Annotated in this window: 8 protein-coding genes and 1 pseudogene; 1 reads left to right on the forward strand and 8 read right to left on the reverse strand. The window is 72.4% G+C overall.

Annotated features, from left to right (window positions below; translation table 11 throughout):
• Positions 1-104 precede the first annotated feature (104 nt).
• Together ACFY1T_RS16615 and ACFY1T_RS16620 are read right to left on the reverse strand one after the other, a co-directional pair.
• Positions 105-7,430 carry an amino acid adenylation domain-containing protein gene (locus tag ACFY1T_RS16615; RefSeq protein WP_390788747.1) on the reverse strand — a complete coding sequence of 2,442 codons (7,326 nt, stop codon included), beginning with the start codon at positions 7,428-7,430 and terminating at the stop codon, positions 105-107.
• A 313-nt stretch (positions 7,431-7,743) separates the two neighbouring features.
• The gene (locus tag ACFY1T_RS16620; RefSeq protein WP_390788748.1) at positions 7,744-8,265 is read right to left on the reverse strand and encodes a hypothetical protein; all 522 of its coding nucleotides are present in this window, start codon (positions 8,263-8,265) and stop codon (positions 7,744-7,746) included.
• Positions 8,266-8,611: 346 nt separating this feature from the next.
• Here ACFY1T_RS16620 and ACFY1T_RS16625 point away from each other — a divergent pair.
• A pseudogene (locus tag ACFY1T_RS16625) lies at positions 8,612-9,316 on the forward strand (transposase).
• Here ACFY1T_RS16625 and ACFY1T_RS16630 read toward each other — a convergent pair.
• The 6 genes from ACFY1T_RS16630 to ACFY1T_RS16655 form a co-directional block, all read right to left on the reverse strand.
• Positions 9,306-9,662, reverse strand: coding sequence for a hypothetical protein (locus ACFY1T_RS16630; protein ID WP_390788749.1), 357 nt, complete (start codon positions 9,660-9,662; stop codon positions 9,306-9,308). The pseudogene ACFY1T_RS16625 and the gene ACFY1T_RS16630 sit on opposite strands and share 11 nt — an antisense overlap.
• 77 nt (positions 9,663-9,739) lie before the next feature.
• Positions 9,740-10,423 (reverse strand): alpha/beta fold hydrolase, encoded by a 684-nt coding sequence (locus ACFY1T_RS16635; RefSeq protein ID WP_390788750.1) that lies wholly within the window; start codon positions 10,421-10,423, stop codon positions 9,740-9,742.
• Positions 10,424-10,797: 374 nt separating this feature from the next.
• On the reverse strand, positions 10,798-11,328 hold the full coding sequence (locus ACFY1T_RS16640) for a hypothetical protein (protein WP_390788751.1): 531 nt from the start codon (positions 11,326-11,328) through the stop codon (positions 10,798-10,800).
• On the reverse strand, positions 11,325-12,653 hold the full coding sequence (locus tag ACFY1T_RS16645; RefSeq protein WP_390788752.1) for a hypothetical protein: 1,329 nt from the start codon (positions 12,651-12,653) through the stop codon (positions 11,325-11,327). The genes ACFY1T_RS16640 and ACFY1T_RS16645 overlap by 4 nt, the downstream gene beginning before the upstream one ends.
• A 135-nt stretch (positions 12,654-12,788) precedes the next feature.
• Complete coding sequence (locus ACFY1T_RS16650; RefSeq protein WP_229333940.1) at positions 12,789-12,941, reverse strand: hypothetical protein; 153 nt, start codon at positions 12,939-12,941, stop codon at positions 12,789-12,791.
• Positions 12,942-13,114: 173 nt separating this feature from the next.
• The gene (locus ACFY1T_RS16655; RefSeq protein WP_390788753.1) at positions 13,115-14,572 is read right to left on the reverse strand and encodes a SulP family inorganic anion transporter; all 1,458 of its coding nucleotides are present in this window, start codon (positions 14,570-14,572) and stop codon (positions 13,115-13,117) included.
• Positions 14,573-14,596: the final 24 nt, after the last annotated feature.

A 14,596-nucleotide genomic window follows, 5' to 3' on the forward strand; every position in this document is an offset into this window, starting at 1 on the left:
GGTGCGGGGGCATGCCGGGGCACGCCTCGTCGGCGCGCGTCGCGCGAAGGGCTGGGGCGGGGTGGAGGGAGGTGCGGGCGCCCCGGGCGGGCCGGGGCGCCCGTTCAGCGGTGGTCGGCCTCGGCGAGGGCGGTGCGCAGCAGGGCGGCGGCGGCGGTGCTGTGCGGCGGCCGCATCAGCCCGTAGTGGTCGGTGTCGGCCTCGTGGCGGGTGAAACCGGCCTGGGCCCGGCCGGCCCATCGGTCGGCGGCGTGCTCCCGTGCCCCGGTCGTGCTCTGGAGGAACAGGACCGGGCAGGGGGCGGCCGGCGGCTCGTACGCGGCGGCGGCGCGGATCCCGGTGCGGAAGACCGCGTAGTGCCGGGCGAGGTCCCGCGGGTCCAGGCCGGGGGCGAAGCCCTCGCGTTCCACCTGCTCGGCGAGGACGGCGAGCCGGGCGGGGGTGTCGGCGACGCTCCGCAGGGCGCTCCGCAGCGCGGACAGGCCCTCGTCGCCGGGATCGAACCCCGCGGAGCGGGCCAGGTCCTCGTGGAACCACTCCAGCAGCTCGTTCTCGTCGTCGGGGACGTGGCCGGGTTCCGGATAGCCGGTGTCCAGCAGTGCGAGCGTCGTCACCTCCTGTCCGGCGGCGCGCAGTTGGACCGCCATCTCGTAGGCGAGGAGCCCTCCGAAGGACCAGCCGGCCAGGTGGTGGGGGCCGGTGGGGCGGATCCGGCGCAGGGCCTCCAGGTGGGCGGCGGCCAGCTCCTCGACGGTGGCGTCGGGCGCCGCCCCGGGGTCGGTCAAGCCGGGCGCCGTCAGCCCGAACACGGTCCGTTCGGTGCCGAGTTCGGCGGCCAGGGTGCGGTAGCAGAAGACGTTCCCGCCGATCGGGTGGACGAGGAAGAGCGGGTCGAGCGCGCCCTCGGGCTGGAGGCGGACGACCGGGTCCGGGGCCGCCGCGATGTGGCGGCCGCGCAGCAGCGCGGCCTGTCGGGCGACGGTCGGGTGCTCCAGGACGGCGGAGACGCCGAGGCGTTCGCCGAAGGCCTGGTTGATCCGGCCGATCAGGCGAAGGGCGTCGATGGAGTGCCCGCCGGACTCGAAGAAGTCGTCGTCGACGCCGACCGGGCCGCCGTCCAGCAGCCGTTCCCAGATCCCGGCGAGGCGGGCTTCGAGGGCGTCGCGGGGCGGGGTCGGCTCCACGCCGCCGCGCAGGTCGGCGGGGTCCGGATCGGGCAGGGCCGCCCGGTCCAGCTTGCCGCTGGCGGTCAGCGGGAGCTCCGTCAGGCACACCCAGGCGGACGGGACCATGTACTCGGGGAGCTGTTCGCGGGCGTGGGCCGCCAGCTCGCCCGGGTCGGGGGTGCGAGCGGCGTCCGGGCCGGCCGATCCCGGCACGAAGTAGCCGACCAGGCGTTCGCCGCGCGGCAGGACCGCGCAGTCGCGCACCCCGGGGTGCTCGGCGAGGACGGCCTCGATCTCCCCGGGCTCGACGCGGAACCCGCGGATCTTGAGCTGGTGGTCGGTGCGGCCCGCGTACTCCAGGGCTCCGTCGGGGCGGTGCCGGGCCAGGTCTCCGGTCCGGTACAGGCGCCGGACGGTGCCGTCCGGGCCCGTGTGCTCGATGAACCGCTCGGCCGTCAGCTCGGGCCGTCCGTGGTAGCCGTCGGCGAGGCCGACGCCTTCGAGGAAGAGCTCACCCGTGACGCCGAGGGGTACCTCGGCCAGGCGGCGGTCCAGGACGTGGGTGCGCATGTTGGCGATGGGCCGGCCGATGGGCACGGTGTCGCCGCCGTCCGACCGGCACTGCCAGTGGGTGACGTCGACGGCCGCCTCGGTGGGCCCGTAGAGGTTGTGCAGCTCGACGCCGGGCAGCCGCTCGAAGAACCTGCGCTGGACCTCGTACGGCAGGGCCTCGCCGCTGCAGACCACCCGGGTGAGGCCGGCCGCGCCGGCCACGGCCGCGGGGTCGTCGAGGAAGACGCTGAGCATCGACGGGACGAAGTGCACCGTGCTGATGCCGTCGGCCCGGATCAGTGCGGCGAGGTAGCCGGGGTCGCGCTGGCCGCCGGGGCGGGCGAGGACGAGGGTGGCGCCGGTCAGCAGCGGCCAGAACAGCTCCCACACGGAGACGTCGAAGGTGTACGGCGTCTTGTGCAGCACCCGCTCCCCCGGGGTCAGGCCGTATGCGTCCTGCATCCACAGCAGCCTGTTGGCGATGGCGCGGTGCGAGACCACGACCCCCTTGGGCTTGCCGGTGGATCCCGAGGTGAAGATCATGTACGCCGGGTCGGACGGCTCGGGCGCCCGGGCAGGACCCGCGGTGCCCGTCGCGGCCTCCTGCGGCCGCAGGACGGTGACCCCGGAGTCCTCCAGCCGCTCCGCCCACGTGCCCTCGGCGACCACCAGGCCGATGCCGGACTCGGCGAGCAACGACCGTACGCGCTGCGCCGGGTGCTCCGGGTCCAGCGGGACGTAGGCGGCGCCGGACTTGAGGACGGCGAGGAGTACGACGGGCAGGGCCAGGGAGCGTTCCAGCAGCAGGCCCACGAACGTGCCGGGGCCGGCGCCCCGTTCCCGCAGTGCCGCGCACAGCCGCTCGGCCTCGGTGTCGAGGGTGCGGTAGGTCAGCTCGGCGCCCTCGAAGCGGACGGCGGGGGCGTCGGGCGTCAGGTCCCGCTGCTCGTCGATCAGCCGGGTCAGGACGTGCGGCCGCGCATGGTCGACGGTGGTGCGGTTCCACTCGGCGTAGCGGTGGTGTTCGGACTGCGGCAGCAGGTCGGCGACCGTGCAGTCACGGTCGGGGAACTCGGCGAGGTCGCGCAGGGCGGCCGTGTAGGAGAAGTGCGCGCTCGCCATCTGCTCCTCGGAGAACCGGGCCGCGTCGAAGCGCAGGCCGAGTTCGAGCAGGGCGCCGTCGGGGCTGCGGGAGAACTCCGCGCCGAAGGCGAAGTCGGTGCCGGCCTCTCCGATCTCCTCCAGCACGGTGAACGCGCCGTCTGCCGGCCCGTGGCGTTCCACGTGGAAATGGGTGTAGTTGAAGAAGGTCTCGAAGAGCGGGCCGCCCCCGGACAGGCGCTGGATCTCGGCGAGCGGGAAGCGGCGGTGCGCGTGCAGTTCCGCCTCCGCGGCGGCGACGTGCCCGACGAGGCGGCGCCAGCTGAGCCCGGTGACCGCGACGCTCAGCGGCAGGGTGTTCAGGAAGACGCCGACGACCTTGTCGCCGTCGGTCTCCTCGGCGCGGCCGTTGTGGACCACTCCGGTGGTGACCGCGTCGCCGCCGCCCAGCAGGGCCATGGTCCTCAGGTGGGCGGCGAGCAGGACGGTGCGCAGCGGTACGCCGCATGCGGCGGCCAGGGTGGTGAGTCGGGCGTGCAGTTCCCCGGGCAGGGGCGCGAGGTACCAGGACATCCGGGCGGGTCCGCCGGTCGCCGCCGGGCGGGCCAGCTTGGTCGCGGGGGCGTCGGCACTCTTGCGGGTCCAGAAGGCGCGCTGCCCGGGGTCGGCCAGCGCGGCCTGTTCGAGTGCGACGAAGGAGGCGAACCGGGAGCGGGGGCCGGCCTGCGGGGAGGGGCCGTCCGCGGGGGTCCGGGCGGCGAGCGCCTCGGTGTAGCAGGAGGCGAGCTCGGTGAGGAGCGAACGTTCGCTCCAGCCGTCGAGGACGGCGTGGTGCTCGGCGACGAAGAGCTGGAGCCGGGTGTCGGAGAGCCGCTGGACGTGGAACCGGATCAGCGGGGGCCGGTCCCAGTCGAAGGGCCGGTCGCGCTCGGCGGCGTAGCGGGCGGCGACGGCGGTGCGCTGCGCCTCGGCGTCGAGGCCGTGCAGGTCCTCGAAGGTGAGCTCCGGGCGGGCGCCGCGGTGGACGAGTTGGAGGGGCTCGGTGAATCCGTGCGGGTCGAAGGAGGTGCGCAGCATCTCGTGCCGGGCCGCGAGGACCTCGACGGTGGTCCGCCAGGCGTCCTCGGAGAAGGGCGCTTCGATCAGGTACGAGGCCACGTTGTGGTAGACGCGTCCGCCGGCCGTCGGCAGCTCGCTGTGGTAGAGCATGCCGGCCTGGAGCCGGGTCATCGGGTAGGCGTCCTCCAGTCCCTCGGGCAGGGCGGCGCGGTCCGCGGGGGTCAGTAGGGTGAACGGCTCGTACGGGACTTCGGCTGCGGCCGCGGCTTGGTCCCGCGGGGTGACGTGCGGGGCGAGGGCGCGGACCGTCGAGGAGCTCATGAGGTCGGCGACGGCGAGGTCGAGGCCTCGTTCCCGGACCCGGGCGAGCACCTGGAGGGAGCGGATGGAGTCCCCGCCGAGGGCGAACCAGTTGTCCAGGGCGCCGACCCGTTCGTGCCCGAGGACCTGGGCGAAGACCTCGGTGAGCACGGTCTCGACCGGCCCTCGGGGTGCCTCGTAGGCGGCGGTGGGGGTGCGGCCGGCCGAGCCGGGGGCGGGCAGCCGGCGCCGGTCGGTCTTGCCGTTGGCGGTCAGCGGGAAGGCGGGCAGGGTGACGAACGCGCCGGGGATCATGTAGCCGGGCAGCCGTCGCGAGAGGTGCTCGCGCATCTCCTCGACGGTGGGGCCCGCCCCGTCGTCGGCCCCGGTCACGGCCAGGTAGCCGACCAGGAGGTCGTTGCCCGCGGGATCCGGTGCGACGAGTGCGACCGCGGCGTCGACGAGGGGGTGGGCGGCCAGGGCGGCCTCGACCTCGCCGAGTTCGATCCGGAAGCCGCGCAGTTTGACCTGGTGGTCGATGCGGCCGAGGTACTCCAGGTCCCCGTCGGGCAAGGCCCGCGCCAGGTCTCCGGTGCGGTAGAGCCGCTCACCGGCCGAGAGCCCGGCGGGTGCGTCGGCGACACCCTCGGCGAGTCCGGTGGGGAAACGCTCGGCGGTGAGTTCGGGCCGGCGCAGGTAACCGCGGGCCAGGCCCGCTCCGGCGACGTACAGCTCCCCGACGGCGCCGCGCGGGACGGTCCGGCCGCGCGCGTCGAGCAGGTGCAGGCGCAGATCGGGGATGGGCACGCCGATGACGCTGCCGCGGCCCTCCTCGGCGTCGCGGGCGGTCAGCGGCCGGTAGGTGACGTGCACGGTCGTCTCGGTGATGCCGTACATGTTGACCAGGCGGGGCGTGGTGTCGCCGTGCCGGGCGAACCACCCGGCGAGGGCGGCGACGTCGAGGGCCTCCCCGCCGAAGACGACGTGGCGCAGGCCGAGCCCGGAGTCGGCCGGTCCGGCCGTGCGGTGGTGTTCCTCGTCGGCCCGGGCCAGCTGGTAGAAGGCGGAGGGGGTCTGGTTGAGGACGGTGACCCGTTCGGCGCGCAGCAGCCGGTGGAACTCCTCGGGCGAGCGGCTGGTCCCGTACGGGACCACGACGAGGCGGCCGCCGTGGGCGAGGGCTCCCCACAGCTCCCAGACGGAGAAGTCGAAGGCGATGGAGTGGAAGAGGGTCCACACGTCGTCGGGGCCGAAGCCGAACCAGTGGTCGGTGGCGGAGAACAGCCGGGTGACGTTGGCATGGGGCACCAGGGTGCCCTTGGGCAGGCCGGTGGACCCGGAGGTGTAGATGACGTAGGCCAGGTGGTCCGGGGTCACGCCGGTGTCGGGGGCGGTGTCCTGCTCGGCGGCCAGGAGCGGGGCGTCGGCGAGCAGGTCGACGGTGTGCAGGCCGGGGGCGTCCCACAGGGCCCGGGTGTCGGTGGTGCCCACGACGTGCGCCAGGCGGGCGTCCCGGACGATGTGGCGCAGCCGCTCGGGCGGGTTGTCGGGGTCGAGAGGCAGGTAGGCGCCGCCGGCCTTGAGGATGCCGAGCAGAGCGACGACGAGGTCGGCGGAGCGGGGCAGGCACAGTCCGACGAGGGTGTCGGGACCCACGCCGAGGGCGCGCAGCCGGTGCGCGAGCCGGTTGGCGCGGGTGTCGAGCTCGCGGTAGGTGAGGGAGACGCCCTCGTGGACGACGGCGACCGCGTCGGGAGTGCGGGCGGCGTGCCCGGCGAAGATCTCGTGGACGCAGGTCGGCTCGCCCGGGGTGTGCGGGAGGGCGGCGCGGTCCGGGAGCGGCGAGCCGATGCCGGTCCGCTCGTCGGCCGACAGCATCGGCAGTCCGCCGATCGGCAGTTCGGGGTTCTCGGTGGCGGCGTCCAGGAGGCGGGCGAAGTGCCGGCCGAACTGCCGCATGGTGGCGGCCTCGAAGAGGTCCGCCCGGTACTCCAGCCGGCAGCTCAGCGAGCCGCCGCCGCGTACCACGTCGAAGGTCAGGTCGAACTTGGCGGTTCCGGCCGGTCCTTCGAGCAGCGTGGCCTTCGGGCCGGGCAGGCCGTCGGTCATGCCGTCCTCGTCGTGCAGGCCGAACATGACCCGGAAGGGGGCGGCCTCCTCGCCGGTGCGTCCGGCGGCGATCCGGTCGACGACGCGTTCGAAGGGCAGGTCCTGGTGGTCCTGGGCGTCGAGCACGGTGTCCCGTACGCGCTCCAGGTGGACCCGGAAGGCGGGGTCGTCGGACAGGTCGGCGCGGATCACCAGCGTGTTGACGAACAGGCCGACGGTGTCCTGGAACTCCTTGCGGCCCCGGCCCGCCACCGGCGTACCGACCAGGACGTCGTCGGTGCCCGTGTAGCGGCCCAGCACGATCTGGAAGGCCGCCAGCATCAGCGTGTACGGGGTGCTGCGGGTGTCACGGCACAGGCGCTCCATCCGGGCGACCACCGGGGCCGGCACCTCGAAGGAGTGCAGCGCCGCCGCGCCGCGGGCCGCTCCCGCGGCGGGCCGGCCGTCGCGGGGCAGGGGCGCGTCGGGCAGTTCGCCGTCCAGCTGCTTCTCCCAGTAGGCGAGCTGGCGCTGTGCGGCGGCGCCGCGCAGCCATTCCTCCTGCCAGTCGGAGAAGTCGGCGTACTGGTACTCGGGGGCCTGCGGGGCCACGATCCCGGCCGAGTGCCGGCGGTCGGTGCCGTCAGGGCCGCCGGGCCCGTCGCCGTAGTGGGCGTAGGCGGCAAGGAGCTCGCGGGCGAGGATCCCGACGGACCAGCCGTCGGCGACGATGTGGTGCATGGCGAGCGCGAGGACCGCGCCGTCGGGGGTGTGCAGCAGGGCCGCACGGAAGAGCGGTCCGGACTCCAGGTCGAAGGGCCGGTGGTGTTCGGCGGCCATCCACTCCTCGACGTCCCCCGCTCCGCGCACCGCGGCGGAGGACCAGACGAGCGCGGCCTCGGTGTCGATGTGCTGCCACAGCTCGCCGTCCCGCAGGACGAAGCGGGTGCGCAGCGCCTCGTGCCGGTCGACCAGACCCTGGGCGCAGGCGCGGAGCGCGGCTTCGTCGACCGGGCCTTCGAGGCCGTAGAAGACGGGCATGTGGTAGGTCGGCCTGCCCTCCTCCAGCTGCTGGAGGAAGTACATCCGCTGCTGCGCTCCGGACGCGCGGAACGCGCTGAACGACAGTTCCGCAGGGCGTTCGATCGGATCGTGACTGGCCAAGACAACTCCCTCGGCGCCGCACCGGTGACCGGCCCGCGACGCATGCTCCGCTTGCTTGCCCGCCCAGCCTAGGAACAGCATCGATTCGGGTGAAGTCGCCTGTTTCCGGTCCCCTGTTCACGTGACACGAGCTGTGGACGACCTGCGCGAGCACTGGCTGAAGGCCGTGTTCCGACGCCGTGCGGGGCGGACCGAACCGAGGCCCGGTCACGGGTACCGGGTCACGGGTACCCGGTCAGCGCGCAGCCTCGCGTGAGCACCTGCATGTCGGTGACGAGGGTGCTCGGACTCCCACCGAAAAGGTGCCACGCCCTCAGAGCGTGGGCCTGCGGTCGAGGTGACGGCGACCGTCCAGGTAGGTGTAGGTCAACGACGACGCCGCTCCCACGACCAGACCTTGGAGAGCGAGGATCACGCCGTAGGGGGTGAGCGTCCAGCCGATCGCCCGCGCCAGGCCCGACCAGGGATTGCTTCCCCCGTACTGCGGCATCGGCGCCACGGGAATGTACGGGTACAAGACCTCGTAGGTGACCAAGCCTGCGACCACCCAGATGACCGTGAGCGCCACGGCGGTCGCGTAGCCGCGTACCCCTTGGACCCACAGCAGGACCGTCGAGGCCAGCACTGCCAGCACAATGGGGAAGGTGGCGAAGAAGACCGTGCCGAGGGTGACCACGTCCTCTACCGTCGCGGTGGGCTTCTTCGTCAGCTCGATGGCCTCGGCGACACGATCTGCCGTCACCCCGCTCACACCTACGTTGCCGATGAGGGCGACGATGCCGGCCGTAACGGCCAGGCCCACGCTCAGTCGTCGAACCGGACTGTCCTGCGTCACTCCACCACGGTAGAACGCCTGCAAGGCGTCAACAGCACATCGCACACCCGACTCCACCTCATTCGTCCGTTCGGAGCCTCACCGACTTCCGGGAGCGGTCGCGACCGGCGCCAGTTCCGCAGACGACGCGTTCGGCCGCGGTATGGCCTTCGTAGTCGACCGTGGAGAAAGCGACGGAACCTCAGACGCCCAGGCAGGAGCCTCTCCGCGTGCGATGCTTCCGCTCGACCCCGCCCGGGCTCGGGGAGACCCATGGGCACCGAACGACGCGGGCTTCAGCGGCAAGATCTAGAAGAGTCGGCCTAAGGCACCGATTCTTTTGGTGTAAGCGTTCGCTGAACCGTGCATGACGGATCTGGTTGAGCGGCTGGTGCCGGACGAGTTGTGGGTGCTGTTCCGGCGGGTGGTGCCGCCGACGGAAGTCATACGGCCGCCGGGCGGCGGCCGGCGCCGGGCGGGTGATCGAGAGGCTTTGGCAGCGATCATCTTCGTGGCGACCTCGGGCTGCACCTGGCGGCAGCTCCCGCCGGTGTTCGGCCCGAGCTGGCACAGGGTCTACCGGCGCTTCGCCCGGTGGAGCCGGGCCCGGGTCTTGGCCCGGCTCCACCGGCTCATCCTCGACCAACTCGGGGCCCGCGGGGAACTGGACTGGTCGCGCTGCGCGATCGATTCGGTCAGCATGCGGGCTGCAAAGGGGGTCTCTGACGGGACCGAATCCGACCGACCGTGGCAAGCCTGGATCGTCCGGTCCCGTCGAGGTCCTCGTCGACGGCGCCCCGCCAAGCTTCACGGAGACAAGGGCTACGACTACGACCACCTGCGTCGATGGCTCCGCAAACGCGGCATCCGCCACCTCATCGCCCGCGGCATCGAGTCCTCACAACGTCTTGGCCACCACCGATGGGTTGTCGAGCGGACCGTGTCCTGGCTCGCCGTCTGCCGCCGTCTTCACCGCCGATACGAGCGCAAAGCGGAACACTTCACGGCCTTCGTCGGCATAGCCGCAGCCCTCATCTGCAACCGCCGATTGGCTACCCTGCTCAGGGCCTGAGCCGGCTCGCCTGCACGTCGAAACAGACCAGTCCCATCGAGTCCGCCAAATCTGCCGCGTACGTCGACGCTTCCTCGGCCCTGCTCCAGCCCATCCCGAAGTACATGAGTGGGCCGCTTGCACTCTCGATCAAAGGCCCGACCGACCAAGGCGAGGTCTCTTCCTCGTCCTCAGTGATGTCACACCACCGCTCCAGAAGCCCGGCAACGAAGGCAGCCATGCGTTCAGACGGAGGGTCCACGACCTCACCGTCTAGATAGCGGTCGTACAGGACGTTGAACACCCGACCGGCGGTCTTGTCATCCGCCGGCCGCTCACCTTCCCAGACAGCAAGGTCATAGCTCATGCCCGGAGACTTTCACACCACACTGACACCCATCTGGGCCGGTCATCAGCACTCGCCTCAGCCAAAAGAGACGACCTCTAAACGGACCCGGCCGCGTCGCGGATGAGGTCCAGGACGACTTCGGGGCGCGACAGCATCGGGACGTGCGAGGAGTCGACATCGACGGCCGTCGCGCCCATGCGGCCGACTTCGAACCGTTGGAGTTCGGGGACGACCGCGTGGTCCTGCCCCGTCACGCAGAACCAGCTGGGCTTGGTCCGCCAGGCCGGGTCGTCCGTCGTCGCACCGAGCAGGGCCTCGGCCGCCGACCCTTGCGTCGCCCACACGACCTGCTGTTCGGCCTCCGGCAGGTCCCCGCAGAAGTCGGAGATGCCGTCACGGCTGATCCACAACCGTCCGTCCTCTGCGTCCAGGTGCGAGAAAAGCGGCGGCGCATCGAATTTGCCGATCAGGTCCTGCGCCGTCTCCCCCGCGTCGGGGGCGAGGGCCGCGATGTAGACGAGCCCGGCGACCCGCTCGTCGGTGCCGGCGGCCGTGATCACGAAGCCGCCCCACGAGTGCCCGACGAGGATGGCCGGCGAGCTGACCCGAGCGAGCGCCCGGTGTACGGCGTCGACGTCGCCTTCCAGCGTGTTCAGCGCGTTCTGCGCGGACACCACCTCGTGCCCCTCTCTCTGGAGGACGGGGATCAGCTTGCTGTAACAGGACCCGTCGGCCCACAGGCCATGGGCGAAGACGATGCTCGGCTTCCTCGGGGACATCGGCACGTTCCTCTCTGTGGATCCCACCCATACGATTTCCGAGTCCACACCAGGAGGCGAACCACCGCAAACGGGGGCGGCACCGTCGTACGCGCCACGGCCTCACTGCTGTGCGGCCTTGCTCGCCCGTGCCCCGGGCCCGGTGACGGGCGGCCTGCCGGCCGAGGCGGAACCTGTTCGGGTCGGCAGCCGCCGACCCGGCAGGACGGCCATCGCACGGAGCTCGTACCGCCGATTCGGAAAGGCCGCCCATCCGACACCATCGCGCGCAGCGCCGCGCCGCCTGGCGGGTACGAGCGGCGAGGAGGGCGGGGTGGGTGGGTGCCGCCAGGCAGGCCCGCCGCGGACGGCGGGATCAGGTCCCTCCGGGTGTGTCAGCTGCTGCCCGAGCTCGTCGCGACCGTCTCCTGGAACGGTTCGAGGTCCGAGATCTCCGCCAGGGACAGACCCAGGGCCTCGTGGAGGAAGCGGACGATCGTCCAGTGCGGCAGGATGCCCTCGTCCACCGGGCCGAATTCCGCGCAGTACAGCGGAATCCAGCGCAGCGCCTCCTCGACGGCCCGATCCCGGCCGGGATCGGCCTGGTAGTCCTCGTACCCGATGCTGCGGTGGTGGACGAAGAAGCCCCCCGGGAGGCGCTCCTCGCACAGCGCCCGGTACTCGCGCGTCTGCAGGATGAGGAAGTGCCAGATCTCGTCGATGTCCTGTTCCACCGGGAGGAAGAGACCGCCCAGGCGGTCCGGGTGCGCGGAGACCAGGTAGAGGTGGCGCATGCATTCCAGCACCTGGCGTTCGGCGTACGGGCGAGGTACGCCGGCGCGCCGCTGCGCGTGGCGGACCGCTTCCTCGTGGAGCGGCTCGCCGAGGAGGGCGCGCAACGCGTCGGGCGTCGTACGGGGGCTCATGCGCCTCCTCCTCGGGGGTCCGCAGCCGTCGGTTCCCGGCTGTCGGCGGTTGCCAGCCAGGCGTACTTGCCTGACGCGCCGATCGGCAGGTGGGCGGTGTGCTCGGTGTCGGAGGGTCGCCCGGTGAGGTCGGTCACCGCGGCGGCGAGCGCGGCGTCCCGGCCTTCGGCGGGCGGGCGCCCGTCGAAGGTGGTGTAGCGCAGCAGCGCCGCCGAGCCGGGGCGGCCGTGCGTTTCCAGGCGGTAGAGGAAGACCTCCGGCGCGACGGCGGCCACGCGGTCGTCGAGGTCGGCTTGGGCGACGGGCCCGTGCGGGGTGTCCAGCAGCTCCTTCTCGCGCCCGCAGAACGCGACGACCTTCGCCGGGTCGGCGCTGCCGTCCGAGGTGCGCACGCAGTCGCCCGAGCGGTAGCGCACCAGCGGCATGTACGGGTTGCGGATGCTGGTGACGATCAGGCTGTGGATGCCGCTGCCGGGGGCCACGGGGACGAGCTCGATGCTCATGCGGTCCAGGTACGGGTGGTAGCGGCCGTCCCGGTCGCTGTAGTACAGGTACCCCAGCTCGGTGCTGCCGAAGAGATCGATCACGGGTAAGCCGAACCGCTCGGCGAGGTAGCGGCGGACGTTGGCCGGGGTGTACTCGTACGCGGTGACGATGCCGGCCGGACGCGGGAACGTCCCGGCGCCCCACAGACCGAACTCCTCGGCGCGGCGCACCAGGTGGGCGAGGTGGTAGCCGGAGCAGTCCAGGTGGTAGGCGCCGTCGGGGTGCGCCTCGGAGACCTCGCGGATCTCGGCCAGCATCCGCTCGACGTCGGCCCTGTCCCACTGCCCGGGGTCCAGGCGCAGGTTGAGGTACATGGTGCGCTCGTCGAGGCGGCGGTCTTCCAGCGTCGGCGTGGCGACCGGTTCGGTGCCGCCCCGGCGGGCGTTGACGCGGGCCACGTGCTCGGTGGCGAGGACGGTCGTCAGCGAGACCCGCCGGCAGCCGCGCGCCCAGGTCTTCGCCAGGTCCGGGTGTTCGCTCCACAGCCGGTAGTAGGAACGCAGCAGGAAGTACGGGGGCCGGATGAGCTGCATCCGGGCGTGGTGCGTGCCGGTCGACCAGACGTACTCGGCTTCGCCGGCGGCCAGCGCGGCGGCCAGGCGCGGGGTCATCCAGTTGTCCGGAAAGCCCTGCGCCATCGCGGGCTTCTCGAGGATGGGGAACGCGTCCAGGTCGAGCGCCGGGCGGTAGAGGGGGATGTCCCGGATGCAGTCGAGGACGTCGGCGACCTTCAGGCCGTCCGACTCGGGGATGCCGGTCGGGGTGGTTGTGCCGTCCATGGCCACTTTCCGTAGCGGGGCAGGGGGATGGTTCCGCCCGGGGCGGGGCCCCGGGGCGGACGGACGGGGATCGTGGTCCCGTCTGCGCGCTTCCGAGGGCCCCGCAGGCCGGGCGGTCAGGCCGGATCGGGTGCGTCAGGATATGCAGCCGCTCTTGCCGGCGAGGCTGATGCAGCCCTCCTTGGGCGAGGCACTGATACAGCCGTCCTTCGCGGACTGCGCCGAGTTGGCCTCGACCCAGCGGCGCCAGACGTCGTCCTGCGTCATGGTGCGGATGAGCTTCTCCACGGCGATACCTCCAGTGATGGGAAGACCACGGCATCGGTGTTTTCCACCGCCCCTTGAAGGTAAAGAACACACCAAGGGAGAGTCAACGAAAGACCAAGAGATGGCGGGTAATCGCAGGAGGAAGACCGAAACCGTGACGGCGGCGGCAGCGCGTCCGGAGGGCCGGACCGGACTCAGGGCCTCGCCGGAACCTCGACGGTGACCCCGCGCTGCTGCGCCCAGCCCTCCAGGGTGGTGCGGCAGGCGTGGTCCAGGTGGCGGAGCCCGGAGAGGTCGAGCTCCACGGGGTGCCCCGAGGGCAGGGCCTCGAGGGTCTCGAGCATCCGGGGCAGCCGGAGGAAGGTGGCGGAACCGCCGAGGGTGACGAGGAACCGGCCGTCCGTCGTCTCGTGCACGTCGAGGTGGACGTGCGAGGTCTCCCAGGCGCTCTTGGCCACGGCCAGGGCGATGCCGAACAGGACACCCTCGAACATGTTCGTGACGATGATGGCGATCGCGGTGGCGGCCAGGACGAGGGCCTCGCCGCGGTGGTGGCGCCACAGCGGGAGCAGATCCTTGACCGGGATGAGCTTGCAGCCCGCGTGGACGAGGACGCCGGCGAGGGCGGCCAGGGGAATGACGCCGATCGCGGCCGGCAAGAGGGCGGCGAAGAGCACGAGCCACAGCCCGTGCAGGACGCGGGAGAGCTTGGTCCTGGCTCCGGCCTGGACGTTGGCCGCGCTGCGCACGATGACTGCGGTCAGGGGCAGGGCGCCGAGCATGCCGCAGATGGCGTTGCCCGCGCCCTGGGCCATCAGCTCCTTGTCGAAGTCGGTCCGCGGGCCGTCGTGCATGCGGTCGACGGCGGCGGCGCTGAAGAGGCTTTCGGCCGAGGCGATCAGGGCGAAGGCGATGACCGTACCGACGGCCGCGAGGCTGCCCAGCGCGGCGAAGTCCGACAGCCCTGGCGGCTGGACGGCGGCGAGGAGCCCCTGCACGTCGACGCGGGGGACCGACCAGCCGGCCGCGGCGGTGACCGCGGTGGCGAGCGCGACCGCGGCCAGCGGGGCGGGGACCGCCTGAACCCTGGCCGGGAGCCTCTTCCAGAGGACGAGGACGGCGATGGTGGCCGCGCCGACGGCGAAAGAGGTCAGGACTGCGCCGGTGGCGGCGATCTCGGCGGCCAGCCGCGGAATCCCCGCGATCTTGCCGAGTCCCGAACGGGGCTGCTCTACGCCGGCCATGGTGTAGAGCTGCCCGAAGATCAGGACGAGCCCGATCCCCGCGAGCATGCCCTGGACCACGGCCACGGTGATCGCACGGAAGAACCGGCCGAACCGGAGTGCGCCCATCGCGAGTTGGGCGAGTCCGGACAGCAGGACGACGGCTCCCAGGGCGCCGAGGCCGAACTCCTGCACGGCTTCGAAGACCAGTACGGTCAGACCCGCGGCCGGGCCGCTGACCTGGAGGCTGCTGCCGGGCAGGCAGCCGACGACGAGACCGCCGACGATCCCGGTGACCAGGCCCAGTTCGGCGGGAACCCCGGAGGCGACGGCGACTCCGACGCACAGGGGCAGGGCGACCAGGAAGACGACGAGCGAGGCCAGGAGGTCTCGTCGCAGATGGGCGGGTTTCTTGAGGGTGGAGAGCATCAGTGGACTTCCTCGCACGGCGGA

The organism is Streptomyces sp. NPDC001194 (genome assembly GCF_042896985.1).
Lineage (GTDB): Bacteria > Actinomycetota > Actinomycetes > Streptomycetales > Streptomycetaceae > Streptomyces.

Coding starts and splice junctions, on each gene's coding strand:
- ACFY1T_RS16645 (WP_390788752.1), bottom strand. CDS start 12,653: ATGGACGGCACAACCACCCCGACCGGCATCCCCGAGTCGGACGGCCTG.
- ACFY1T_RS16640 (WP_390788751.1), bottom strand. CDS start 11,328: ATGAGCCCCCGTACGACGCCCGACGCGTTGCGCGCCCTCCTCGGCGAG.
- ACFY1T_RS16635 (WP_390788750.1), bottom strand. CDS start 10,423: ATGTCCCCGAGGAAGCCGAGCATCGTCTTCGCCCATGGCCTGTGGGCC.
- ACFY1T_RS16630 (WP_390788749.1), bottom strand. CDS start 9,662: ATGAGCTATGACCTTGCTGTCTGGGAAGGTGAGCGGCCGGCGGATGAC.
- ACFY1T_RS16655 (WP_390788753.1), bottom strand. CDS start 14,572: ATGCTCTCCACCCTCAAGAAACCCGCCCATCTGCGACGAGACCTCCTG.